This window comes from Streptococcus sp. S5 (genome assembly GCF_034134805.1).
GTDB classification, from domain to species: Bacteria; Bacillota; Bacilli; order Lactobacillales; family Streptococcaceae; genus Streptococcus; species Streptococcus lingualis.
The window spans coordinates 1694959-1713019 of record NZ_CP139419.1 but is presented as its reverse complement, the minus strand read 5'-3'; the positions used below and the strand labels follow the sequence as shown (position 1 = coordinate 1713019).

Below are 18061 nucleotides of genomic sequence, written 5' to 3'. Positions count from 1 at the left end.
TATGGATATTACGATCTTAACCGATGTAGGTCAAAGACGGACAAATAACCAAGACTATGCAAATCAATATAAAAACAAGGCAGGAAAATCTATGGTTTTACTTGCTGATGGTATGGGAGGACACCGTGCCGGAAATATTGCTAGTGAAATGGCAGTCACAGACCTAGGTGCGGCTTGGGTTTCTTCTGAGATCGAGACGGTTAATCAAGTACGGGAATGGTTTGCAGAACATTTAGAAGCTGTGAACCGTCGGATCCATTTAGCTGGGCAAGATGATGAGCACAAAGGAATGGGAACGACACTGGAAGCTTTGGCTTTTGTAGAAGGACAAGTGATTTATGCCCATGTTGGAGATTCGCGGATTGGCCTCATTCGTCAGGGCGAATACCAGCAGTTGACCAGTGATCATTCTCTTGTAAATGCTCTTTTGCGAGCAGGTCAAATCACAGAGGAAGAAGCAGCCCATCATCCTCAACGTAACATCATCACTCAGTCCATTGGCCAAAAAGATGAGTTGGAGCCGGATTATGGTTTGGTGACGGTTGAAGCAGATGATTATATTTTGATCAATAGTGACGGTTTAACTAATATGATTGGCCCGGATGAAATCAGAGATATTGTCTTGAGTGATGTTTCACTGGACGAAAAAGCTCAAACCTTGATTCGTTTTGCCAATAATGCTGGAGGCTTGGATAATATCACTGTTGTACTGCTCCACTTTACTGAGGAGGACGCAGCATGATTCAAATCGGCAAAATTTTTGCCGGGCGATATAAAATCATCCAACAAATTGGACGCGGCGGGATGGCAGATGTTTATCTTGCGCGTGATTTAATTTTAGATGGGGAAGAAGTTGCAGTCAAGGTACTGCGTACGAATTACCAGACGGATCCCATTGCGGTTGCGCGTTTTCAGCGTGAAGCAAAGGCGATGGCAGAGCTGGACCATCCAAATATCGTTCGGATTACAGACATTGGCGAAGAAGAAGGACAACAATACCTTGCAATGGAATATGTTGCAGGTTTAGACTTGAAACGCTATATCAAAGAAAATGCTCCTTTATCAAATGAAGAAGCTGTTCGTTTGATGGGGCAGATCCTTCTAGCTATGCGTCTTGCCCATACGCGTGGCATTATCCATAGAGATTTAAAACCACAGAATGTCCTCTTGACACCAGATGGAACAGCAAAAGTTTCAGACTTTGGGATTGCAGTGGCCTTTGCAGAGACTAGCTTGACCCAGACCAACTCGATGTTGGGGTCGGTTCATTATTTGTCCCCTGAGCAGGCGCGTGGTTCAAAAGCTACGGTGCAAAGTGACATCTACGCGATGGGAATCATTTTCTATGAGATGTTGACAGGACACATTCCTTATGATGGAGATAGTGCAGTCACAATTGCTTTGCAGCATTTTCAAAAGCCACTCCCCTCTATTCGTGAAGAAAATAAGAATGTTCCACAAGCTTTAGAAAATGTGGTGATCAAAGCGACAGCTAAAAAACTGACGGATGGCTATAAATCAGTGGCAGAGATGTATGTGGACCTTTCAAGTTGCTTGTCCTATGAGAGAAGAAATGAGAAAAAACTGATTTTTGAAGATCAATCGAAAGCTGATACAAAGACTCTTCCAAAAGTGAGTCCAACTCCAAAGACGGCTCCTGTTCCAATCTCTGAGGTACGCAGTGAAATCAGTTCGGTAGATCCTAATCGACCATTATCTGACCAGCAGACAATGGCACCAAGTAAAAAGCCAAGAAGACGCTTGCGGGCGCGCTACAAGGTCTTGTTTGTTGCCATTGCACTAGTTCTTGCAGCCTTTACTTTTTTGTTGTATATGAGCCCAGCCAATAAAACAGTTCCAGATGTTTCCGGCAAAACCATTGCCGAAGCTAGAGCGGTTATTGAGGGACAAGACCTTCAAGTCGGTGAAGAGAAAGAAGAGTACAGTGATTCGGTTGCAGAAGGCTATGTGATTCGGACCAATCCAAATGCAGGTGCTCAAAAGAAAGAACAAAGTCGCATTGATTTGATTGTTTCAAAAGGTCCAAATAGTTTTGAAATGCCAAACTATGTAGGAGAAACACGAGCTAAAGCAGAGGAAGATCTGAAAAATACTTATAAAGTATCAAGCAAAATGATCACGATTGAAGAAGTTGAGACCTTCGATTATGCTGCAGGGACAGTTCTTGAACAAACCCCAGCTCCAGGAGAGCAATATTCTCTGAATTCAAAAACCAAGATTGTTTTGAAAGTAGCGAAAGAAACGACTTCAATTGAAATGCCAAACTATGTTGGATCAACTTATGATTTTGCTAGAAGTAATTTGATTGAGATCTATGGTATTAAAGAAGCCAATATCGAATTAAGAAAAACGGAACATCTCCCTGATGGGGTAGTTGTTTCTGCCGGTCAAATTGTCAGTCAAACTCCAGAAGTTTCGAGTACGGTGGATATTAACCGAACACGAATTGTTTTGACTGTATATGAGCCTAAAGTGACGGCTTCTTCAAGTACGAAAGCCTCATCAAGTTCAGATGCATCTAGTTCATCCTCTGCTGAACGATCAGATACAGAAAGTTCTAGCAGTAGTGCAACTGGTGGAGATTCATAAATCAGTCTAAGACTCAGATGGATTTCTGAGTCTTTTTGATTGTCTGCTATTATCCAACCACAGACGGAAGTCAAATGAGGAAAAATTTGATAAAATAGGAAAAGATGAGGTAGACTATGTGGAAAATACAAATTTTTATTTTCGTTGAAGCCGTTTTGTTAACATTAGCAGCGATCACCATTTTATCAATCGATTTTTCCAGATTTGTTGTCTTGATGGTTCTCTTTTTGCTCCTTTTATATTACTATTTTGGCAAACAAAAAGCGAATTTTCTATTAATCGCGCTGAGTGTCCTCTTGTTTTTTATCGTGATGCTGAATCCTTTTGTGATTGCAGCCATTTTATTTGCGGTGGTTTATGGTTTATTGATTGCCTACCCTTATATGTATAAGGAAAATGAAGCCGTTGTGTTTGATGTTGAAGAGGATACGAAAATTCGTCAGGAAAAAACTCGATGGATTGGTGATTTACAACATTTTTCAAAGCAAAGTCGGGGGTATCGAGATCTGAATGTGATCCGAGTTTTTGGGAATGACACCCTCCATTTAGAGGAGGTAGCCATTTGCAATTGGGACAATGTAGTGATCATTCGGAAAGGGTTTGGAAATACAAAAATTATCTTACCGATTGATTTGGAATTGCATTTACAAATTAACACCCTGTATGGAGATCTGAAGTTCTTGGATCTTCCTGTCCGTAAAATGAGGAATGAAACCATAGACATTGAAACGGCACATTATCGGAGATCGCACCGTTCTATAAAAATTGTGTTAGTTGGTATTGTTGGGGATGTTGAGGTGATTCGCGCATGAAGAAATTAGACTATCTCCTATTGTATTTCTATTCCCTAATGGTGGTTGCGGTCATTTGTCATACCATTTTCCATTTTGTTGGTTTTCAGTGGGGCAAACTTCTTTCAGATCTTTCCTTGCTTCAGTCATTCCTATTTTTGGTTTTTAGTCTGACGCTTGCATTGACGGCTTTGGTTGTCTTAATTATTAAAATCACGCAATTTGTAACGGTTCATGCAGTACAACAAAAGGTAGAATCTATCCTGACTGCTTCACAGCGAAAAGAAATTGCCCCCAAAGAATTGAATCAACAGTTAGATTTATTGGACAGCAAATTGCTTCGACTAGAAGAAAATTTACAAAAAAGTGAAAATCGTGTGATGCGAAATGAGGAAGAAATTGTGGAAATCGAGCGTAAGAGAATTGCGCGTGATCTACATGACACGGTTAGTCAAGAATTGTTTGCAGCCAATATGATTTTATCTGGAGTGGCAGCACAGGCCCTTGAGTTAGAGAAAAGTCAGATCCAGCAGCAACTAAATGGTGTGTCAGATATTCTAGGTACAGCCCAAAATGATTTACGCGTCTTGCTCCTACATCTTCGTCCTACAGAATTGGAAGGAAAAAGCCTGGTAGAAGGTATGGAGATGATTTTTAGAGAATTGAAGGAAAAGAGTAACCTAACAGTTGTCTTCCATCATAATGACGTGAGCATTCCAAAAGAAATGGAAGAACATCTATTTCGGATCGTCCAAGAAATTGTCAGCAATACCTTGAAACACGCTAGAGCTCAACAAATGGATGTCTTTTTGCATCAGGAAGGAAAACAACTTCATTTACGGATGGTAGATGATGGAATCGGCTTTGAGCAGGAAAAATTGGAACGATTGAGTTATGGGTTGAAAAATATTCAAGAACGTGTAGAGGACATGGCGGGAACCATTAAAATAAGAACGAGTCCCCAAAAGGGAGTGGCTGTGGATATTCGCGTTCCCCTCCTTGTAAAAGATAAAAATGAAAAGGAAACTGTATGAAAGTATTATTAGTAGACGACCATGAAATGGTCCGATTGGGATTGAAAAGCTTTTTGTCCATGCAAACCGATATTGAGCAAGTCTTAGAGGCGAAAAATGGGCAAGAAGGGGTGGAGTTGGCGCTGAAAGAAAGACCAGACGTCATCATCATGGATATTGTGATGCCAGAGCTAAATGGAATCGATGCGACTCTAGCCATCCTAAAAGAGTGGCCGGAAGCTAAAATTGTCATTTTGACGTCTTATTTAGATAACGAAAAGATTTACCCTGTCTTAGATGCCGGTGCAAAAGGGTATATTTTAAAGACCTCGTCAGCGACTGAGATCTTACAGGCTGTCCGAAAGGTTGCAAAGGGAGAATTTGCGATTGAGACAGAAGTTAGTCAAAAAGTTGAGTCACGAAAGAACCATGCTGAATTGCATGATGATTTGACAGCTAGAGAACGAGATATTCTGGCTTTATTGACGAAAGGATATGAAAATCAACGAATAGCAGATGAACTCTTCATTTCTTTAAAAACGGTGAAAACCCATGTTTCCAACATCTTATCGAAATTAGAAGTCAGTGATCGGACGCAAGCAGTCGTTTATGCCTTCCGACACCATCTGGTGAATCAAGAAGATTTTTAAAGGGAAACATGCTATAATAGAGCATGATCATAAGGGGGAGATAAGTGGACGCAAAATTACGTTATAAAGCTAAAAAAGTTAAAATCGTCTTTTTTGATATTGATGATACATTACGTGCAAAAGAAACTGGATTGATCCCAGAATCTGTCAAAGAAGTCTTTCATCAGTTGAAAGAAAAAGGAATCCGAACAGGGATTGCAACGGGTAGAGGGATTTTTGGGGTTGTTCCTGAAATCATGGACTTAAAGCCTGATTTTCTAGTAACCTTAAACGGTGCCTATATAGAAGATACAAAAGGAACTGTGATCTACCAATCACCAATCAATGAAGCAATCGTTTCTTCTTTTGTGGATTGGGCCAAAGAATTCGAGATTGATTATGGGTTAGTGGCTAGCCATCAAGCTGCCCTGTCTAATCGGACACCCTTGATCAGTGATGCTATTGACATCATTTATCCTAACTTACCCGTAGATCCAGATCTGCATTTGAAAGAACCTATTTTCCAAATGTGGACCTTTGATGAACAGGATAGTGAGCTAGAGTTGCCCCCTTCTTTGCAAGAGAACTTGCGCCTAGTTTCGTGGCATCCCCATTCATCAGATGTTGTTCGCTTTGAAGCTTCAAAAGCTTCAGGAGTTTCTCATCTTGTAAATCATTTGGGCTTGAAGCCAGAGAATGTTTTAGTATTTGGGGATGGATTAAATGATCTAGAACTGTTTGATTACGCTGGAATTAGTATCGCAATGGGAAAATCTGCTCCAGAGTTACAAGAAAAAGCTGATTATATCACTAAGAATTTAGAAGAAGATGGCATATTCTATGCCTTAGAGGAGTTAAATATGGTTGAAAAAGAATTGACATTACCACAGTTAGAACTTGCTACGGTTGACGGTCCTGTCGCTGTGATCAAAACCAATCACGGTGAGATGAACATTCAATTGTTCCCAGATCAAGCGCCAAAAACAGTTGCAAACTTTGTAGCTCTTGCTAAGTCTGGCTATTATGATGGTGTCATTTTCCATCGGATTATTAAAGATTTTATGATCCAAGGGGGAGATCCAACAGGCACAGGTATGGGTGGTGAATCCATCTATGGGGAGAGCTTCGAAGACGAGTTTTCAAAAGAATTGTACAATATTCGCGGAGCCCTTTCGATGGCAAATGCTGGACCAAACACAAATGGCAGCCAATTCTTTATTGTACAAAATCAACATCTTCCATATTCGAAAAAGGAATTGGTCCGCGGTGGCTGGCCTGAAAAAATCGCAGAAATCTATACGACAGAAGGGGGAACTCCTCACCTAGATCAACGTCATACAGTATTTGGTCAATTGATGGATGAAGCTTCTTTTGCTGTGTTGGATGAGATCGCGGCTGTTGAGACAGGGATGATGGATAAGCCAGTAGAAGATGTCGTGATTGAAACCATCGAAATTGAGGACTAATATGAAAATTGGAGATAAGTTAGAAGGAACCATCACAGGAATTCAACCTTACGGCGCCTTTGTCGAACTAGAGTCGGGTGTGACGGGCTTGATTCATATCTCAGAGATTCGAAGTGGTTATGTAAGTAATATTCATGATATTCTTTCGATTGGAGAAAAAGTTTTTGTCCAAGTCATCGATGTTGATGAATATTCTAAGAAAGCCAGCCTCTCTCTGAGAACACTAGAAGAAACACCACAACGAAGCATTCGACACCATCGTTTTTCAATTGACCGCCACAAGAGTGGTTTTGCGCCCTTAGCTCAACAGATGCCGACCTGGGTCAAAGAAGGAAAGGTATTCTTTAGCAAACAAGAAAAAAAATAAAAACTTCGATAGGTTGAGGAAACCTATCGAAGTTTTTTTGATGTAGAGAATTATTCAAATTCGTAAAGGGTAGTAGAAAGGTAACGTTCCCCATTATCTGGTGCAAGAGCAAGAACTTTTTTACCGCTACCCAATTCTTTTGCGACTTCAATAGCAGCATAGATAGCAGCTGCGCTTGAGATACCGACTAAGAATCCTTCAGCTCCACCGATAGCGCGTGCAAGTTCGAAAGCTTCTTCTGAAGATACGCGACGAACACCATCATATGCATTAGTGTCTAAAGTATTTGGGATAAAACCAGCTGAAATCCCTTGGATTTTATGTGGTCCAGGTTTTTCGCCAGAAAGGACTGCAGATTCATTGGCCTCAACGGCATAGACTTTGACAGCAGGATTATTCTTTTTCAAAGTATGAGAAATACCAGAAACAGTACCACCAGTACCAACACCTGCGACAAAAGCATCTAAACCATCTTTTCCAAAGGCATCAACGATTTCTTGTCCTGTTGTTCTTTCATGTACCTCTGGGTTAGCAGGGTTTTCAAATTGAAGAGGAAGGAAGCCATTTCTTTCTGCAGCGATTGCTTCAGCTTTAGCGATAGCGCCTTTCATTCCTTCACTTCCAGGAGTCAAAACGAGTTCAGCTCCATAGGCTTGGATGATTTTACGACGTTCCACACTCATGGTTTCAGGCATGACAATCACAACTTTGTAGCCTTTAGCTGCGCCAACCCATGACAAGCCAATCCCTGTGTTCCCACTAGTTGCTTCGACAATGGTATCACCTGGTTTGATCAAGCCATCCGCTTCAGCTTTTTCAATCATGCTCAAAGCAATCCGGTCTTTGACAGATGATCCAGGATTGAAGGCTTCGAGTTTGACATAGACATCTGCAGCTCCTTCAGGAACAAGACGGTTCAATTTGACAATAGGAGTGTTCCCAATCAATTCTGTAATATTTTCATAAATAGCCATAATATACCTCAGTTCTAGGTTTTCTTGATACTAACAAGTATAGTCTCTTGCGAGAAGAATGTAAAATATAGAAATTTTATGGGTGTGATAAAAAAAAACTATCGTTGCCGATAGTATTTTAATTATTTTTCTACAGAAAGTAGGGGTACTTCAACCTCACGAATTCCTTGGTCCTCAATAATGACTTTGCCATTGTAAAATTCGACTAAAGCTGCTGTGATAGAACTTGTGTTTTCTTTATCTACAAAAATAGTTGTCATCACCTGATCTGTAAACATCGGATCTTGTTCCGCCAATTGATGGTCTTTTAAGAAATTAGCAAATTCTTGGTATTGGGAGTAAGAAAGTGTGATCCCAAGAATCACTTGCTCTTTGATTTCTACCAGTCCAATTTCTCGAACTGCTTGTGCAACACTTCCAGCATAAGCACGAATCAGACCGCCAGCGCCTAATTTAATACCTCCGAAATAGCGGGTAACCACGACACAACTATTAGTGATGCGATGATTCTCCAAAACTCCTAACATCGGTACCCCAGCGGTTCCACTAGGCTCTCCATCGTCACTGGTCCGTTTGATGTCACTTTGTTCCCCAATGATGAAAGCAGAGCAGTTATGTGTAGCCTTATAGTGTTCCTTTTTGATGGCATTGATAAAATCTCTAGCTTCCTCTTCAGAGGAGACTCGCTTTATATGACAAATGAATTTTGATTTTTTGATTTCTTCTTGAACAGTGCCGTTCTCTTTAAATGTAACATATTCCATATTCTTATTTTACAAAAAAAGAATGATTTTCTCCAACTTTTGCGAATTAATAAGTATGAAGATAGAAGAATCTTATGGAAGACTCTTAACGGAGAGTCAAATGACAAATGATTTAAAAGAAATTGCCCAAGAACTTCCCGCTATAGAAAAACAGAATGGAAGGTACCAATGCTTTCGATGTGGCAGTTTGATTGATCAAAAACTGTGGAAGTTGAGTGAAGAGGTACTGTATTGTAGAGCCTGTATCCAATTGGGGAGGATCCGGAGTGATCAAAAACTTTATACTATTGCACAGCAAGACTTTGAAGGACAGGAGGTGTTAAACTGGAAGGGAACCTTGACTTCCTATCAACAAGAGGTATCCGAAGGTCTTATCCAAGCAGTTAAGGCAGGAAAACATGCCTTGGTACATGCTGTGACAGGAGCTGGAAAAACGGAAATGATGTATCAGGTTGTAGCAACAGCGATCAAGGCAGGAAAAGGAGTCTGTATTGCTACCCCGAGAATCGATGTCTGTATCGAACTGTACGGAAGGATGAAGGAAGATTTTTCCTGCCCCATCTCTTTACTTCATGGAGAATCGGAACCCTATTTTAGAACACCCTTGGTGATCGCTACAACCCATCAATTGCTAAAGTTTTATCAGGCCTTTGATCTCCTTATTATAGATGAAGTAGATGCGTTTCCCTATGTGGACAATCCAATCTTATATAAAGCAGCTCAGAATGCAATAAAAAAAGAGGGAAATACCCTATATTTAACAGCAACCTCTACAGATGAGTTAGATAAAAAGGTCAAGAAAAAAGAAATCATTCGTTATAGTCTTCCAAGAAGATTTCATGGGAACCCACTAGTGGTCCCTGAAATAAAATGGGTGCCGAAAATTAGAGAAAAAATAGAAAAAGGAAGAATTCCTTACGAACTATTGCAACTGATCAAGAAACAAAGACAGACTCACTACCCATTGTTAATCTTTGTATCTGAGATAGAATTAGGACAACAATTTACTGAGAACTTAAAAAAATACTTTCCAAAAGAAACAGTAGGTTTTGTATCCTCACAGACAACAGACCGCCTACGAATGGTAGAAGAGTTTAGAAACAGAGCCATAACCATGCTAGTCTCGACAACAATTTTAGAAAGAGGAGTGACTTTTCCATTTGTAGATGTCTTTGTTTTAGAAAGTAATCACAAATTATTTACTAAAAGTGCCCTCGTACAAATTTCAGGAAGGGTCGGTCGAAGTAAAGAAAGACCAACAGGTAAACTACTTTTTCTATCAGATGGTATAACACGAGAAATGAAGAAAGCGATCAAAGAAATAAAGGAAATGAATCAGGAGGCTGGATTTTGAAAGAATGTCTGCTTTGTACTAAAGAGTTGAAAACTGGTGAACATTTTACAGACCTTATTTTTATGAAACAACAAGAAGAATGGATTTGTAAAGAATGCAAAGAAGACTTCGAACAAATTGGCGAAATCCATTGTCCTAGATGTTTTAAAGATAAGGAGGAGAAAGTATGTAAAGATTGCGAATACTGGATACAAAAGGGGAATATGGTCGAACATGAAGCATTATATAGATATAATACAGCAATGAAGGACTATTTCAAGCGATATAAATTTGAAGGCGATCGTTTATTAGGAATGGTATTTGCATGTGACATCAAAAAAGCCTTGAAAAAGTATAAAAGCTATACGATAATACCGACTCCAATCAGCCATGAAAAAAACCAGGAGAGAGGATTCAATCAAGTCTCGACTATACTAGATTTTGCAGAGATAAAGTACAACAATCTATTCCAAAAAGAAGACACTTTAGCCCAATCAAAAAAAACAAGAGAAGAACGATTAAAAACCTCTCAACACTTTCAATTAAAAGGAGAAGTTTCAAAAAAGCAGAAATATCTTATCTTCGATGATATCTACACAACTGGCAAAACAATCGAATTAATGAAGCGCCTACTAATTGAAAAAGGTGTGAAAGAAATAAAGACATTTTCAATCGCAAGGTAAAAAAAGATTTGCAAAAAGTTTATGAAAGCGTTATAATATACATATAAATAAAAACATAATGTTTAGAAAGTAGGTACTAATATGATTAAATATAGTATCCGTGGTGAAAACCTAGAAGTAACAGAAGCCATTCGCGACTATGTCGTTTCTAAACTCGAAAAGATTGAAAAATATTTTCAGGCAGATCAAGAGCTAGACGCTCGAGTAAACTTAAAAGTTTACCGTGAAAAGACCGCAAAAGTAGAAGTAACCATTCCGCTTGGATCTATCACACTTCGTGCAGAAGATGTCTCTCAAGATATGTACGGTTCAATTGATCTAGTTGTAGATAAAATTGAACGTCAAATCCGTAAGAATAAAACAAAAATCGAAAAGAAAAATCGTGTTAAATCTGGTGCAGGTAAATTGTTTACCGATGCAGTTGTAGAAGAAGCAGCAACCACAGAAAAAGTTGTTCGCTCAAAAACAATTGATCTAGAGCCAATGGATTTAGATGAAGCGATCCTTCAAATGGATCTATTAGCACACGACTTCTTCATTTATCGTGATGCAGAAGACAACACAACAAATGTGATCTACCGTAGAGAAGATGGAGACATCGGTCTATTGGAAGTAAAAGAATAGAGATCAAAAAGAGATTGAAAACATCAATTAAATTATAGAGGAATCAGGAGCATTTATGCTCCTGATATTTTTATATAAACCAAAAAAGTAAAAAAACTTTCAAAAAAATAAATTTTTTTGGAAAAAAGTGTTGACAGTAAGGGTAGGTCATGATATACTAATATAGTTGTCGCGCGAGAGCGACAAAGACCTTTGAAAACTGAACAAGACGAACCAATGTGCAGGGCGCTATAACTAAGGTTATAGTAACTGAACAATAAAAAAACAATAAATCTGTCAGTGACAGAATGAGTTTAAGACAAACAATTATTTTAATGAGAGTTTGATCCTGGCTCAGGATGAACGCTGGCGGCGTGCCTAATACATGCAAGTAGAACGCTGAAGCTTGGTGCTTGCACCGAGCGGATGAGTTGCGAACGGGTGAGTAACGCGTAGGTAACCTGCCTCTTAGCGGGGGATAACTATTGGAAACGATAGCTAATACCGCATAAAAGTCGATATCGCATGATATTGATTTGAAAGGTGCAATTGCATCACTAAGAGATGGACCTGCGTTGTATTAGCTAGTTGGTGAGGTAACGGCTCACCAAGGCGACGATACATAGCCGACCTGAGAGGGTGATCGGCCACACTGGGACTGAGACACGGCCCAGACTCCTACGGGAGGCAGCAGTAGGGAATCTTCGGCAATGGGGGCAACCCTGACCGAGCAACGCCGCGTGAGTGAAGAAGGTTTTCGGATCGTAAAGCTCTGTTGTAAGAGAAGAACGAGTGTGAGAGTGGAAAGTTCACACTGTGACGGTAACTTACCAGAAAGGGACGGCTAACTACGTGCCAGCAGCCGCGGTAATACGTAGGTCCCGAGCGTTATCCGGATTTATTGGGCGTAAAGCGAGCGCAGGCGGTTAGATAAGTCTGAAGTTAAAGGCTGTGGCTTAACCATAGTACGCTTTGGAAACTGTTTAACTTGAGTGCAGAAGGGGAGAGTGGAATTCCATGTGTAGCGGTGAAATGCGTAGATATATGGAGGAACACCGGTGGCGAAAGCGGCTCTCTGGTCTGTAACTGACGCTGAGGCTCGAAAGCGTGGGGAGCAAACAGGATTAGATACCCTGGTAGTCCACGCCGTAAACGATGAGTGCTAGGTGTTGGGTCCTTTCCGGGACTCAGTGCCGCAGCTAACGCATTAAGCACTCCGCCTGGGGAGTACGACCGCAAGGTTGAAACTCAAAGGAATTGACGGGGGCCCGCACAAGCGGTGGAGCATGTGGTTTAATTCGAAGCAACGCGAAGAACCTTACCAGGTCTTGACATCCCTCTGACCGCTCTAGAGATAGAGTTTTCCTTCGGGACAGAGGTGACAGGTGGTGCATGGTTGTCGTCAGCTCGTGTCGTGAGATGTTGGGTTAAGTCCCGCAACGAGCGCAACCCCTATTGTTAGTTGCCATCATTCAGTTGGGCACTCTAGCGAGACTGCCGGTAATAAACCGGAGGAAGGTGGGGATGACGTCAAATCATCATGCCCCTTATGACCTGGGCTACACACGTGCTACAATGGCTGGTACAACGAGTCGCGAGTCGGTGACGGCAAGCTAATCTCTTAAAGCCAGTCTCAGTTCGGATTGTAGGCTGCAACTCGCCTACATGAAGTCGGAATCGCTAGTAATCGCGGATCAGCACGCCGCGGTGAATACGTTCCCGGGCCTTGTACACACCGCCCGTCACACCACGAGAGTTTGTAACACCCGAAGTCGGTGAGGTAACCATTTGGAGCCAGCCGCCTAAGGTGGGATAGATGATTGGGGTGAAGTCGTAACAAGGTAGCCGTATCGGAAGGTGCGGCTGGATCACCTCCTTTCTAAGGAAATGGAAACCTGTACGTTGGTCTTGTTTAGTTTTGAGAGGTCTTGTGGGGCCTTAGCTCAGCTGGGAGAGCGCCTGCTTTGCACGCAGGAGGTCAGCGGTTCGATCCCGCTAGGCTCCATTAACACTGTAAGGGTGTTAAGATTGAACATTGAAAATTGAATATCTATATCAAATAGTAACAAGAAAATAAACCGAAACGCTGTAAATATTTAAAGAGTTTAGGTCGCAAGACCAAAAATAAGGTTAAGTTAATAAGGGCGCACGGTGGATGCCTTGGCACTAGAAGCCGAAGAAGGACGTGACAAACGACGAAATGCTTTGGGGAGCTGTAAGTAAGCGACGATCCAGAGATGTCCGAATGGGGGAACCCACTAGCTGATGGCTAGTACTCCTATCTGTTAAGGATAGGTAGAGGAAGACGCAGTGAACTGAAACATCTAAGTAGCTGCAGGAAGAGAAAGCAAAAGCGATTGCCTGAGTAGCGGCGAGCGAAACGGCAGGAGGGCAAACCGAAGAGTTTACTCTTCGGGGTTGTAGGACTGCAATGTGGACTTAAAGATTATAGAAGAATGACATGGGAAGGTCAGCCAAAGAGAGTAAGAGCCTCGTATTTGAAATAGTCTTTATACCTAGCAGTATCCTGAGTACGGCGGGACACGAGAAATCCCGTCGGAATCTGGGAGGACCATCTCCCAACCCTAAATACTCTCTAGTGACCGATAGTGAACCAGTACCGTGAGGGAAAGGTGAAAAGCACCCCGGGAGGGGAGTGAAATAGAACCTGAAACCGTGTGCCTACAACAAGTTCGAGCCCGTTAATGGGTGAGAGCGTGCCTTTTGTAGAATGAACCGGCGAGTTACGATATGATGCGAGGTTAAGTTGAAGAGACGGAGCCGTAGGGAAACCGAGTCTGAATAGGGCGTCTTAGTATTATGTCGTAGACCCGAAACCATGTGACCTACCCATGAGCAGGTTGAAGGTGAGGTAAAACTCACTGGAGGACCGAACCAGGGCACGTTGAAAAGTGCTTGGATGACTTGTGGGTAGCGGAGAAATTCCAAACGAACTTGGAGATAGCTGGTTCTCTCCGAAATAGCTTTAGGGCTAGCGTCGACATTAAGATTCTTGGAGGTAGAGCACTGTTTGGGTGAGGGGTCCATCCCGGATTACCAATCTCAGATAAACTCCGAATGCCAATGAATTATGGTCGGCAGTCAGACTGCGAGTGCTAAGATCCGTAGTCGAAAGGGAAACAGCCCAGACCACCAGCTAAGGTCCCAAAATAATTGTTAAGTGGAAAAGGATGTGGGGTTGCACAGACAACTAGGATGTTAGCTTAGAAGCAGCTATTCATTCAAAGAGTGCGTAATAGCTCACTAGTCGAGTGACCCTGCGCCGAAAATGTACCGGGGCTAAAACAATTTACCGAAGCTGTGGATACCTTTATAGGTATGGTAGGAGAGCGTTCTATGTGTGGAGAAGGTGTACCGTGAGGAGCGCTGGAACGCATAGAAGTGAGAATGCCGGTATGAGTAGCGAAAGACAGGTGAGAATCCTGTCCACCGTAAGACTAAGGTTTCCAGGGGAAGGCTCGTCCGCCCTGGGTTAGTCGGGACCTAAGGAGAGACCGAAAGGTGTATCCGATGGACAACAGGTTGATATTCCTGTACTAGAGTATGTAGTGAAGGAGGGACGCAGTAGGCTAACTAAAGCGTGCGACTGGAAGTGCACGTCTAAGCAGTGAGGTGTGAATTGAGTTAAATGCTTAATTCTATAACATTGAGCTGTGATGGGGAGCGAAGTTTAGTAGCGAAGTTAGTGACGTCACACTGCCAAGAAAAGCTTCTAGCGTTAATCATACTCTACCCGTACCGCAAACCGACACAGGTAGTCGAGGCGAGTAGCCTCAGGTGAGCGAGAGAACTCTCGTTAAGGAACTCGGCAAAATGACCCCGTAACTTCGGGAGAAGGGGTGCTGGCTTAAAGTCAGCCGCAGTGAATAGGCCCAAGCAACTGTTTATCAAAAACACAGCTCTCTGCTAAATCGTAAGATGATGTATAGGGGGTGACGCCTGCCCGGTGCTGGAAGGTTAAGAGGAGTGCTTAGCGGTAACGCGAAGGTATGAATTGAAGCCCCAGTAAACGGCGGCCGTAACTATAACGGTCCTAAGGTAGCGAAATTCCTTGTCGGGTAAGTTCCGACCCGCACGAAAGGCGTAATGATTTGGGCACTGTCTCAACGAGAGACTCGGTGAAATTTTAGTACCTGTGAAGATGCAGGTTACCCGCGACAGGACGGAAAGACCCCATGGAGCTTTACTGCAGTTTGATATTGAGTGTCTGTGCCACATGTACAGGATAGGTAGGAGCCATTGAGATCGGGACGCCAGTTTCGATGGAGGCGTTGTTGGGATACTACCCTTGTGTTATGGCCACTCTAACCCGGTAGGTTCATCATCTACGGAGACAGTGTCTGACGGGCAGTTTGACTGGGGCGGTCGCCTCCTAAAAGGTAACGGAGGCGCCCAAAGGTTCCCTCAGAATGGTTGGAAATCATTCGCAGAGTGTAAAGGTATAAGGGAGCTTGACTGCGAGAGCTACAACTCGAGCAGGGACGAAAGTCGGGCTTAGTGATCCGGTGGTTCCGTATGGAAGGGCCATCGCTCAACGGATAAAAGCTACCCTGGGGATAACAGGCTTATCTCCCCCAAGAGTTCACATCGACGGGGAGGTTTGGCACCTCGATGTCGGCTCGTCGCATCCTGGGGCTGTAGTCGGTCCCAAGGGTTGGGCTGTTCGCCCATTAAAGCGGCACGCGAGCTGGGTTCAGAACGTCGTGAGACAGTTCGGTCCCTATCCGTCGCGGGCGTAGGAAATTTGAGAGGATCTGCTCCTAGTACGAGAGGACCAGAGTGGACTTACCGCTGGTGTACCAGTTGTCTCGCCAGAGGCATCGCTGGGTAGCTATGTAGGGAAGGGATAAACGCTGAAAGCATCTAAGTGTGAAACCCACCTCAAGATGAGATTTCCCATGATTTTATATCAGTAAGAGCCCTGAGAGAAGATCAGGTAGATAGGTTAGGAGTGGAAGTTGTGTGAGCAATGGAGCGGACTAATACTAATAGCTCGAGGACTTATCCAAAGAGTCAGAAGATATTGACAACGAAAGGTTAACTTGTTAGAATATAGATGTTCAATTTTGAATGTTTAATCATTCAGAGTTAAGTGACGATAGCCTAGGAGATACACCTGTACCCATGCCGAACACAGCAGTTAAGCCCTAGAACGCCGGAAGTAGTTGGGGGTTGCCCCCTGTGAGATAAGGTAGTCGCTTAGCAAGAGATTGAGCCTAGTAGATACTAGGCTCATTTGGGAGTTTAGCTCAGCTGGGAGAGCATCTGCCTTACAAGCAGAGGGTCAGCGGTTCGATCCCGTTAACTCCCATAGGTCCCGTAGTGTAGCGGTTATCACGTCGCCCTGTCACGGCGAAGATCGCGGGTTCGATTCCCGTCGGGACCGTTAAGATAATGAAAATTATTTTAAGACTCGTTAGCTCAGTTGGTAGAGCAATTGACTTTTAATCAATGGGTCACTGGTTCGAGCCCAGTACGGGTCATATTTTGCGGGTTTGGCGGAATTGGCAGACGCACCAGATTTAGGATCTGGCGCTTTACGGCGTGGGGGTTCAAGTCCCTTAACCCGCATAAGAGAATAATAATGAGCCGGCTTAGCTCAGTTGGTAGAGCATCTGATTTGTAATCAGAGGGTCGCGTGTTCAAGTCATGTAGCCGGCATTTTTTTATATAAAGAAAGCAATGCGAACGTAGTTCAGTGGTAGAACACCACCTTGCCAAGGTGGGGGTCGCGGGTTCGAATCCCGTCGTTCGCTTGAGGAGGCCGGGGTGGCGGAACTGGCAGACGCACAGGACTTAAAATCCTGCGATTGGTAACGATCGTACCGGTTCGATTCCGGTCCTCGGCATAGACAAAGGTTGAAAGAAGCTCCCTTAGCTCAACTGGATAGAGTACCTGACTACGAATCAGGCGGTTAGAGGTTCGACTCCTCTAGGGTGCATGGTCGCAAGGCTATGTAATAATTGAATAGGAACGAGCACCCTTAGCTCAACTGGATAGAGTACCTGACTACGAATCAGGCGGTTAGAGGTTCGACTCCTCTAGGGTGCATAAAGCGGTAGCTTTAGATCGGGAAGTAGCTCAGCTTGGTAGAGTACTTGGTTTGGGACCAAGGTGTCGCAGGTTCGAATCCTGTCTTCCCGATAGTGTATCGAAAAAGTCTAATGGTTGACATTAGACTTTTTTTGTAGTTATTTTTTTATTAATTTTCAAGAAAAAAGAGCTTGCGCTCTTTTCAACTTTATTTATTTCGCAGTTCAACATAACGGTTATACCAAATTTTGATATATTCCTCAGAAAAAGGACCTTTGTTTTGGTTTATCCAATCTACTAGAACCTTAACATTTTCCTTTAAAATAAAGTCGATGTCATCTGAATAGTGCATTTTTTCTTTATGCTGCTCGTATTCTTCAACATCTAACAATTTTTTTTCACCATTGGTAAAGACTTTGACATCGAGATCATAGTCGATATATTTTAAGGCTTCTTGGTCAATGTGAAAAGGACTTGCTAGGTTACAGTAGTAAGACACACCATTGTCACGGATCATGGCGATGATGTTAAACCAATATTTTTTATGGAAATATACGATCGCTGGTTCACGTGTAATCCAACGTCTACCATCACTTTCAGTAACAAGTGTATGATCATTTACTCCAATAATTGCATTTTCGGTTATCTTTAATACCATGGTGTCACGCCATGTACGGTGTAAACTGCCATCATGTTTATAACTTTGAATTGTAATAAAGTCGCCTTCTTTAGGTAGTTTCATAACTTACCAACTTTCTACAATCTAAGTATAT

The 18061-nt window shown here is 42.6% G+C and carries 13 protein-coding genes, 11 tRNA genes and 3 rRNA genes; 24 read left to right on the top strand and 3 right to left on the bottom strand.

Features of this window, described 5'->3' with window-relative positions; translation table 11 throughout:
* Window position 1: 1 nt before the first annotated feature.
* The 7 genes from SM123_RS08295 to SM123_RS08265 all read left to right on the top strand — a co-directional run bounded on the left by SM123_RS08295 (window position 2) and on the right by SM123_RS08265 (window position 6876).
* Window positions 2–742: a Stp1/IreP family PP2C-type Ser/Thr phosphatase gene (locus tag SM123_RS08295; RefSeq protein ID WP_195487762.1), complete on the top strand. Its 741-nt coding sequence runs from the start codon at window positions 2–4 to the stop codon at window positions 740–742.
* Entirely contained in the window at window positions 739–2610 is a 1872-nt protein-coding gene (gene pknB / locus SM123_RS08290) for a Stk1 family PASTA domain-containing Ser/Thr kinase (RefSeq protein WP_320909415.1), read from the top strand. Before SM123_RS08295 ends, pknB begins: the two co-directional genes overlap by 4 nt.
* A gap of 116 nt (window positions 2611–2726) precedes the next feature.
* Window positions 2727–3422 carry a cell wall-active antibiotics response protein LiaF gene (liaF, locus tag SM123_RS08285; RefSeq protein WP_003003865.1) on the top strand — a complete coding sequence of 232 codons (696 nt, stop codon included), beginning with the start codon at window positions 2727–2729 and terminating at the stop codon, window positions 3420–3422.
* Window positions 3419–4435 carry an envelope stress sensor histidine kinase LiaS gene (locus SM123_RS08280; RefSeq protein ID WP_118096436.1) on the top strand — a complete coding sequence of 339 codons (1017 nt, stop codon included), beginning with the start codon at window positions 3419–3421 and terminating at the stop codon, window positions 4433–4435. Before liaF ends, SM123_RS08280 begins: the two co-directional genes overlap by 4 nt.
* Window positions 4432–5064: a response regulator transcription factor gene (locus tag SM123_RS08275; RefSeq protein WP_003004009.1), complete on the top strand. Its 633-nt coding sequence runs from the start codon at window positions 4432–4434 to the stop codon at window positions 5062–5064. The genes SM123_RS08280 and SM123_RS08275 overlap by 4 nt, the downstream gene beginning before the upstream one ends.
* Before the next feature lie 44 nt (window positions 5065–5108).
* Window positions 5109–6509 carry a bifunctional Cof-type HAD-IIB family hydrolase/peptidylprolyl isomerase gene (locus tag SM123_RS08270; RefSeq protein WP_320909414.1) on the top strand — a complete coding sequence of 467 codons (1401 nt, stop codon included), beginning with the start codon at window positions 5109–5111 and terminating at the stop codon, window positions 6507–6509.
* A 1-nt stretch (window position 6510) separates the two neighbouring features.
* Entirely contained in the window at window positions 6511–6876 is a 366-nt protein-coding gene (locus SM123_RS08265; protein WP_320909413.1) for a S1 RNA-binding domain-containing protein, read from the top strand.
* 50 nt (window positions 6877–6926) lie between these two features.
* On the opposite strand, the gene cysK is transcribed toward SM123_RS08265, so the two are convergent.
* Together cysK and SM123_RS08255 are read right to left on the bottom strand one after the other, a co-directional pair.
* Window positions 6927–7850 carry a cysteine synthase A gene (gene cysK, locus SM123_RS08260; protein WP_003004014.1) on the bottom strand — a complete coding sequence of 308 codons (924 nt, stop codon included), beginning with the start codon at window positions 7848–7850 and terminating at the stop codon, window positions 6927–6929.
* A 122-nt stretch (window positions 7851–7972) separates the two neighbouring features.
* Window positions 7973–8614 carry a YigZ family protein gene (locus SM123_RS08255; protein WP_320909412.1) on the bottom strand — a complete coding sequence of 214 codons (642 nt, stop codon included), beginning with the start codon at window positions 8612–8614 and terminating at the stop codon, window positions 7973–7975.
* Window positions 8615–8669: 55 nt separating this feature from the next.
* On the opposite strand from SM123_RS08255, the gene SM123_RS08250 reads away from it, so the two are divergent.
* The 17 genes from SM123_RS08250 (at window position 8670) to SM123_RS08170 (ending at window position 17399) form a co-directional block, all read left to right on the top strand.
* Complete coding sequence (locus SM123_RS08250) at window positions 8670–9968, top strand: ATP-dependent helicase ComFA (RefSeq protein WP_129824778.1); 1299 nt, start codon at window positions 8670–8672, stop codon at window positions 9966–9968.
* On the top strand, window positions 9965–10630 hold the full coding sequence (locus SM123_RS08245) for a ComF family protein (protein ID WP_320909411.1): 666 nt from the start codon (window positions 9965–9967) through the stop codon (window positions 10628–10630). The genes SM123_RS08250 and SM123_RS08245 overlap by 4 nt, the downstream gene beginning before the upstream one ends.
* An 81-nt stretch (window positions 10631–10711) precedes the next feature.
* Window positions 10712–11254 carry a ribosome hibernation-promoting factor, HPF/YfiA family gene (hpf, locus tag SM123_RS08240; RefSeq protein WP_021154569.1) on the top strand — a complete coding sequence of 181 codons (543 nt, stop codon included), beginning with the start codon at window positions 10712–10714 and terminating at the stop codon, window positions 11252–11254.
* A gap of 310 nt (window positions 11255–11564) precedes the next feature.
* A 16S ribosomal RNA gene (locus tag SM123_RS08235) occupies window positions 11565–13112 on the top strand.
* A 53-nt stretch (window positions 13113–13165) separates the two neighbouring features.
* Window positions 13166–13238, top strand: a tRNA-Ala gene (locus SM123_RS08230).
* A gap of 123 nt (window positions 13239–13361) precedes the next feature.
* A 23S ribosomal RNA gene (locus tag SM123_RS08225) occupies window positions 13362–16263 on the top strand.
* A 79-nt stretch (window positions 16264–16342) separates the two neighbouring features.
* Window positions 16343–16458 (top strand): 5S ribosomal RNA (gene rrf, locus SM123_RS08220).
* Together the 16S, 23S and 5S rRNA genes with 11 tRNA genes alongside form the textbook arrangement of a ribosomal RNA operon.
* Before the next feature lie 34 nt (window positions 16459–16492).
* Window positions 16493–16565, top strand: a tRNA-Val gene (locus tag SM123_RS08215).
* Between the two features lie 2 nt (window positions 16566–16567).
* A tRNA-Asp gene (locus tag SM123_RS08210) sits at window positions 16568–16640 on the top strand.
* A gap of 24 nt (window positions 16641–16664) precedes the next feature.
* Window positions 16665–16737, top strand: a tRNA-Lys gene (locus SM123_RS08205).
* 6 nt (window positions 16738–16743) lie between these two features.
* Window positions 16744–16825: transfer RNA gene (locus tag SM123_RS08200), tRNA-Leu, on the top strand.
* 17 nt (window positions 16826–16842) lie between these two features.
* Window positions 16843–16915: transfer RNA gene (locus tag SM123_RS08195), tRNA-Thr, on the top strand.
* Between the two features lie 23 nt (window positions 16916–16938).
* Window positions 16939–17010 (top strand) — tRNA-Gly (locus SM123_RS08190).
* A gap of 7 nt (window positions 17011–17017) precedes the next feature.
* Window positions 17018–17103, top strand: a tRNA-Leu gene (locus SM123_RS08185).
* Window positions 17104–17122: 19 nt separating this feature from the next.
* A tRNA-Arg gene (locus SM123_RS08180) sits at window positions 17123–17196 on the top strand.
* Between the two features lie 36 nt (window positions 17197–17232).
* Window positions 17233–17306, top strand: a tRNA-Arg gene (locus tag SM123_RS08175).
* A gap of 19 nt (window positions 17307–17325) precedes the next feature.
* Window positions 17326–17399 (top strand) — tRNA-Pro (locus tag SM123_RS08170).
* A 97-nt stretch (window positions 17400–17496) separates the two neighbouring features.
* Here the strand turns inward: SM123_RS08170 and ntdP are convergent.
* Window positions 17497–18030, bottom strand: coding sequence for a nucleoside tri-diphosphate phosphatase (gene ntdP, locus SM123_RS08165; protein WP_003005798.1), 534 nt, complete (start codon window positions 18028–18030; stop codon window positions 17497–17499).
* Between the last annotated feature and the right edge of the window lie 31 nt (window positions 18031–18061).

Excerpts from the sequence above, each read along its gene's own strand:
- ntdP (WP_003005798.1), bottom strand. The coding sequence starts at position 18,030 with ATGAAACTACCTAAAGAAGGCGACTTTATTACAATTCAAAGTTATAAA.
- SM123_RS08250 (WP_129824778.1), top strand. The coding sequence starts at position 8,670 with ATGAAGATAGAAGAATCTTATGGAAGACTCTTAACGGAGAGTCAAATG.
- hpf (WP_021154569.1), top strand. The coding sequence starts at position 10,712 with ATGATTAAATATAGTATCCGTGGTGAAAACCTAGAAGTAACAGAAGCC.
- SM123_RS08275 (WP_003004009.1), top strand. The coding sequence starts at position 4,432 with ATGAAAGTATTATTAGTAGACGACCATGAAATGGTCCGATTGGGATTG.
- SM123_RS08265 (WP_320909413.1), top strand. The coding sequence starts at position 6,511 with ATGAAAATTGGAGATAAGTTAGAAGGAACCATCACAGGAATTCAACCT.
- SM123_RS08255 (WP_320909412.1), bottom strand. The coding sequence starts at position 8,614 with ATGGAATATGTTACATTTAAAGAGAACGGCACTGTTCAAGAAGAAATC.
- cysK (WP_003004014.1), bottom strand. The coding sequence starts at position 7,850 with ATGGCTATTTATGAAAATATTACAGAATTGATTGGGAACACTCCTATT.
- liaF (WP_003003865.1), top strand. The coding sequence starts at position 2,727 with ATGTGGAAAATACAAATTTTTATTTTCGTTGAAGCCGTTTTGTTAACA.
- SM123_RS08280 (WP_118096436.1), top strand. The coding sequence starts at position 3,419 with ATGAAGAAATTAGACTATCTCCTATTGTATTTCTATTCCCTAATGGTG.
- SM123_RS08295 (WP_195487762.1), top strand. The coding sequence starts at position 2 with ATGGATATTACGATCTTAACCGATGTAGGTCAAAGACGGACAAATAAC.
- pknB (WP_320909415.1), top strand. The coding sequence starts at position 739 with ATGATTCAAATCGGCAAAATTTTTGCCGGGCGATATAAAATCATCCAA.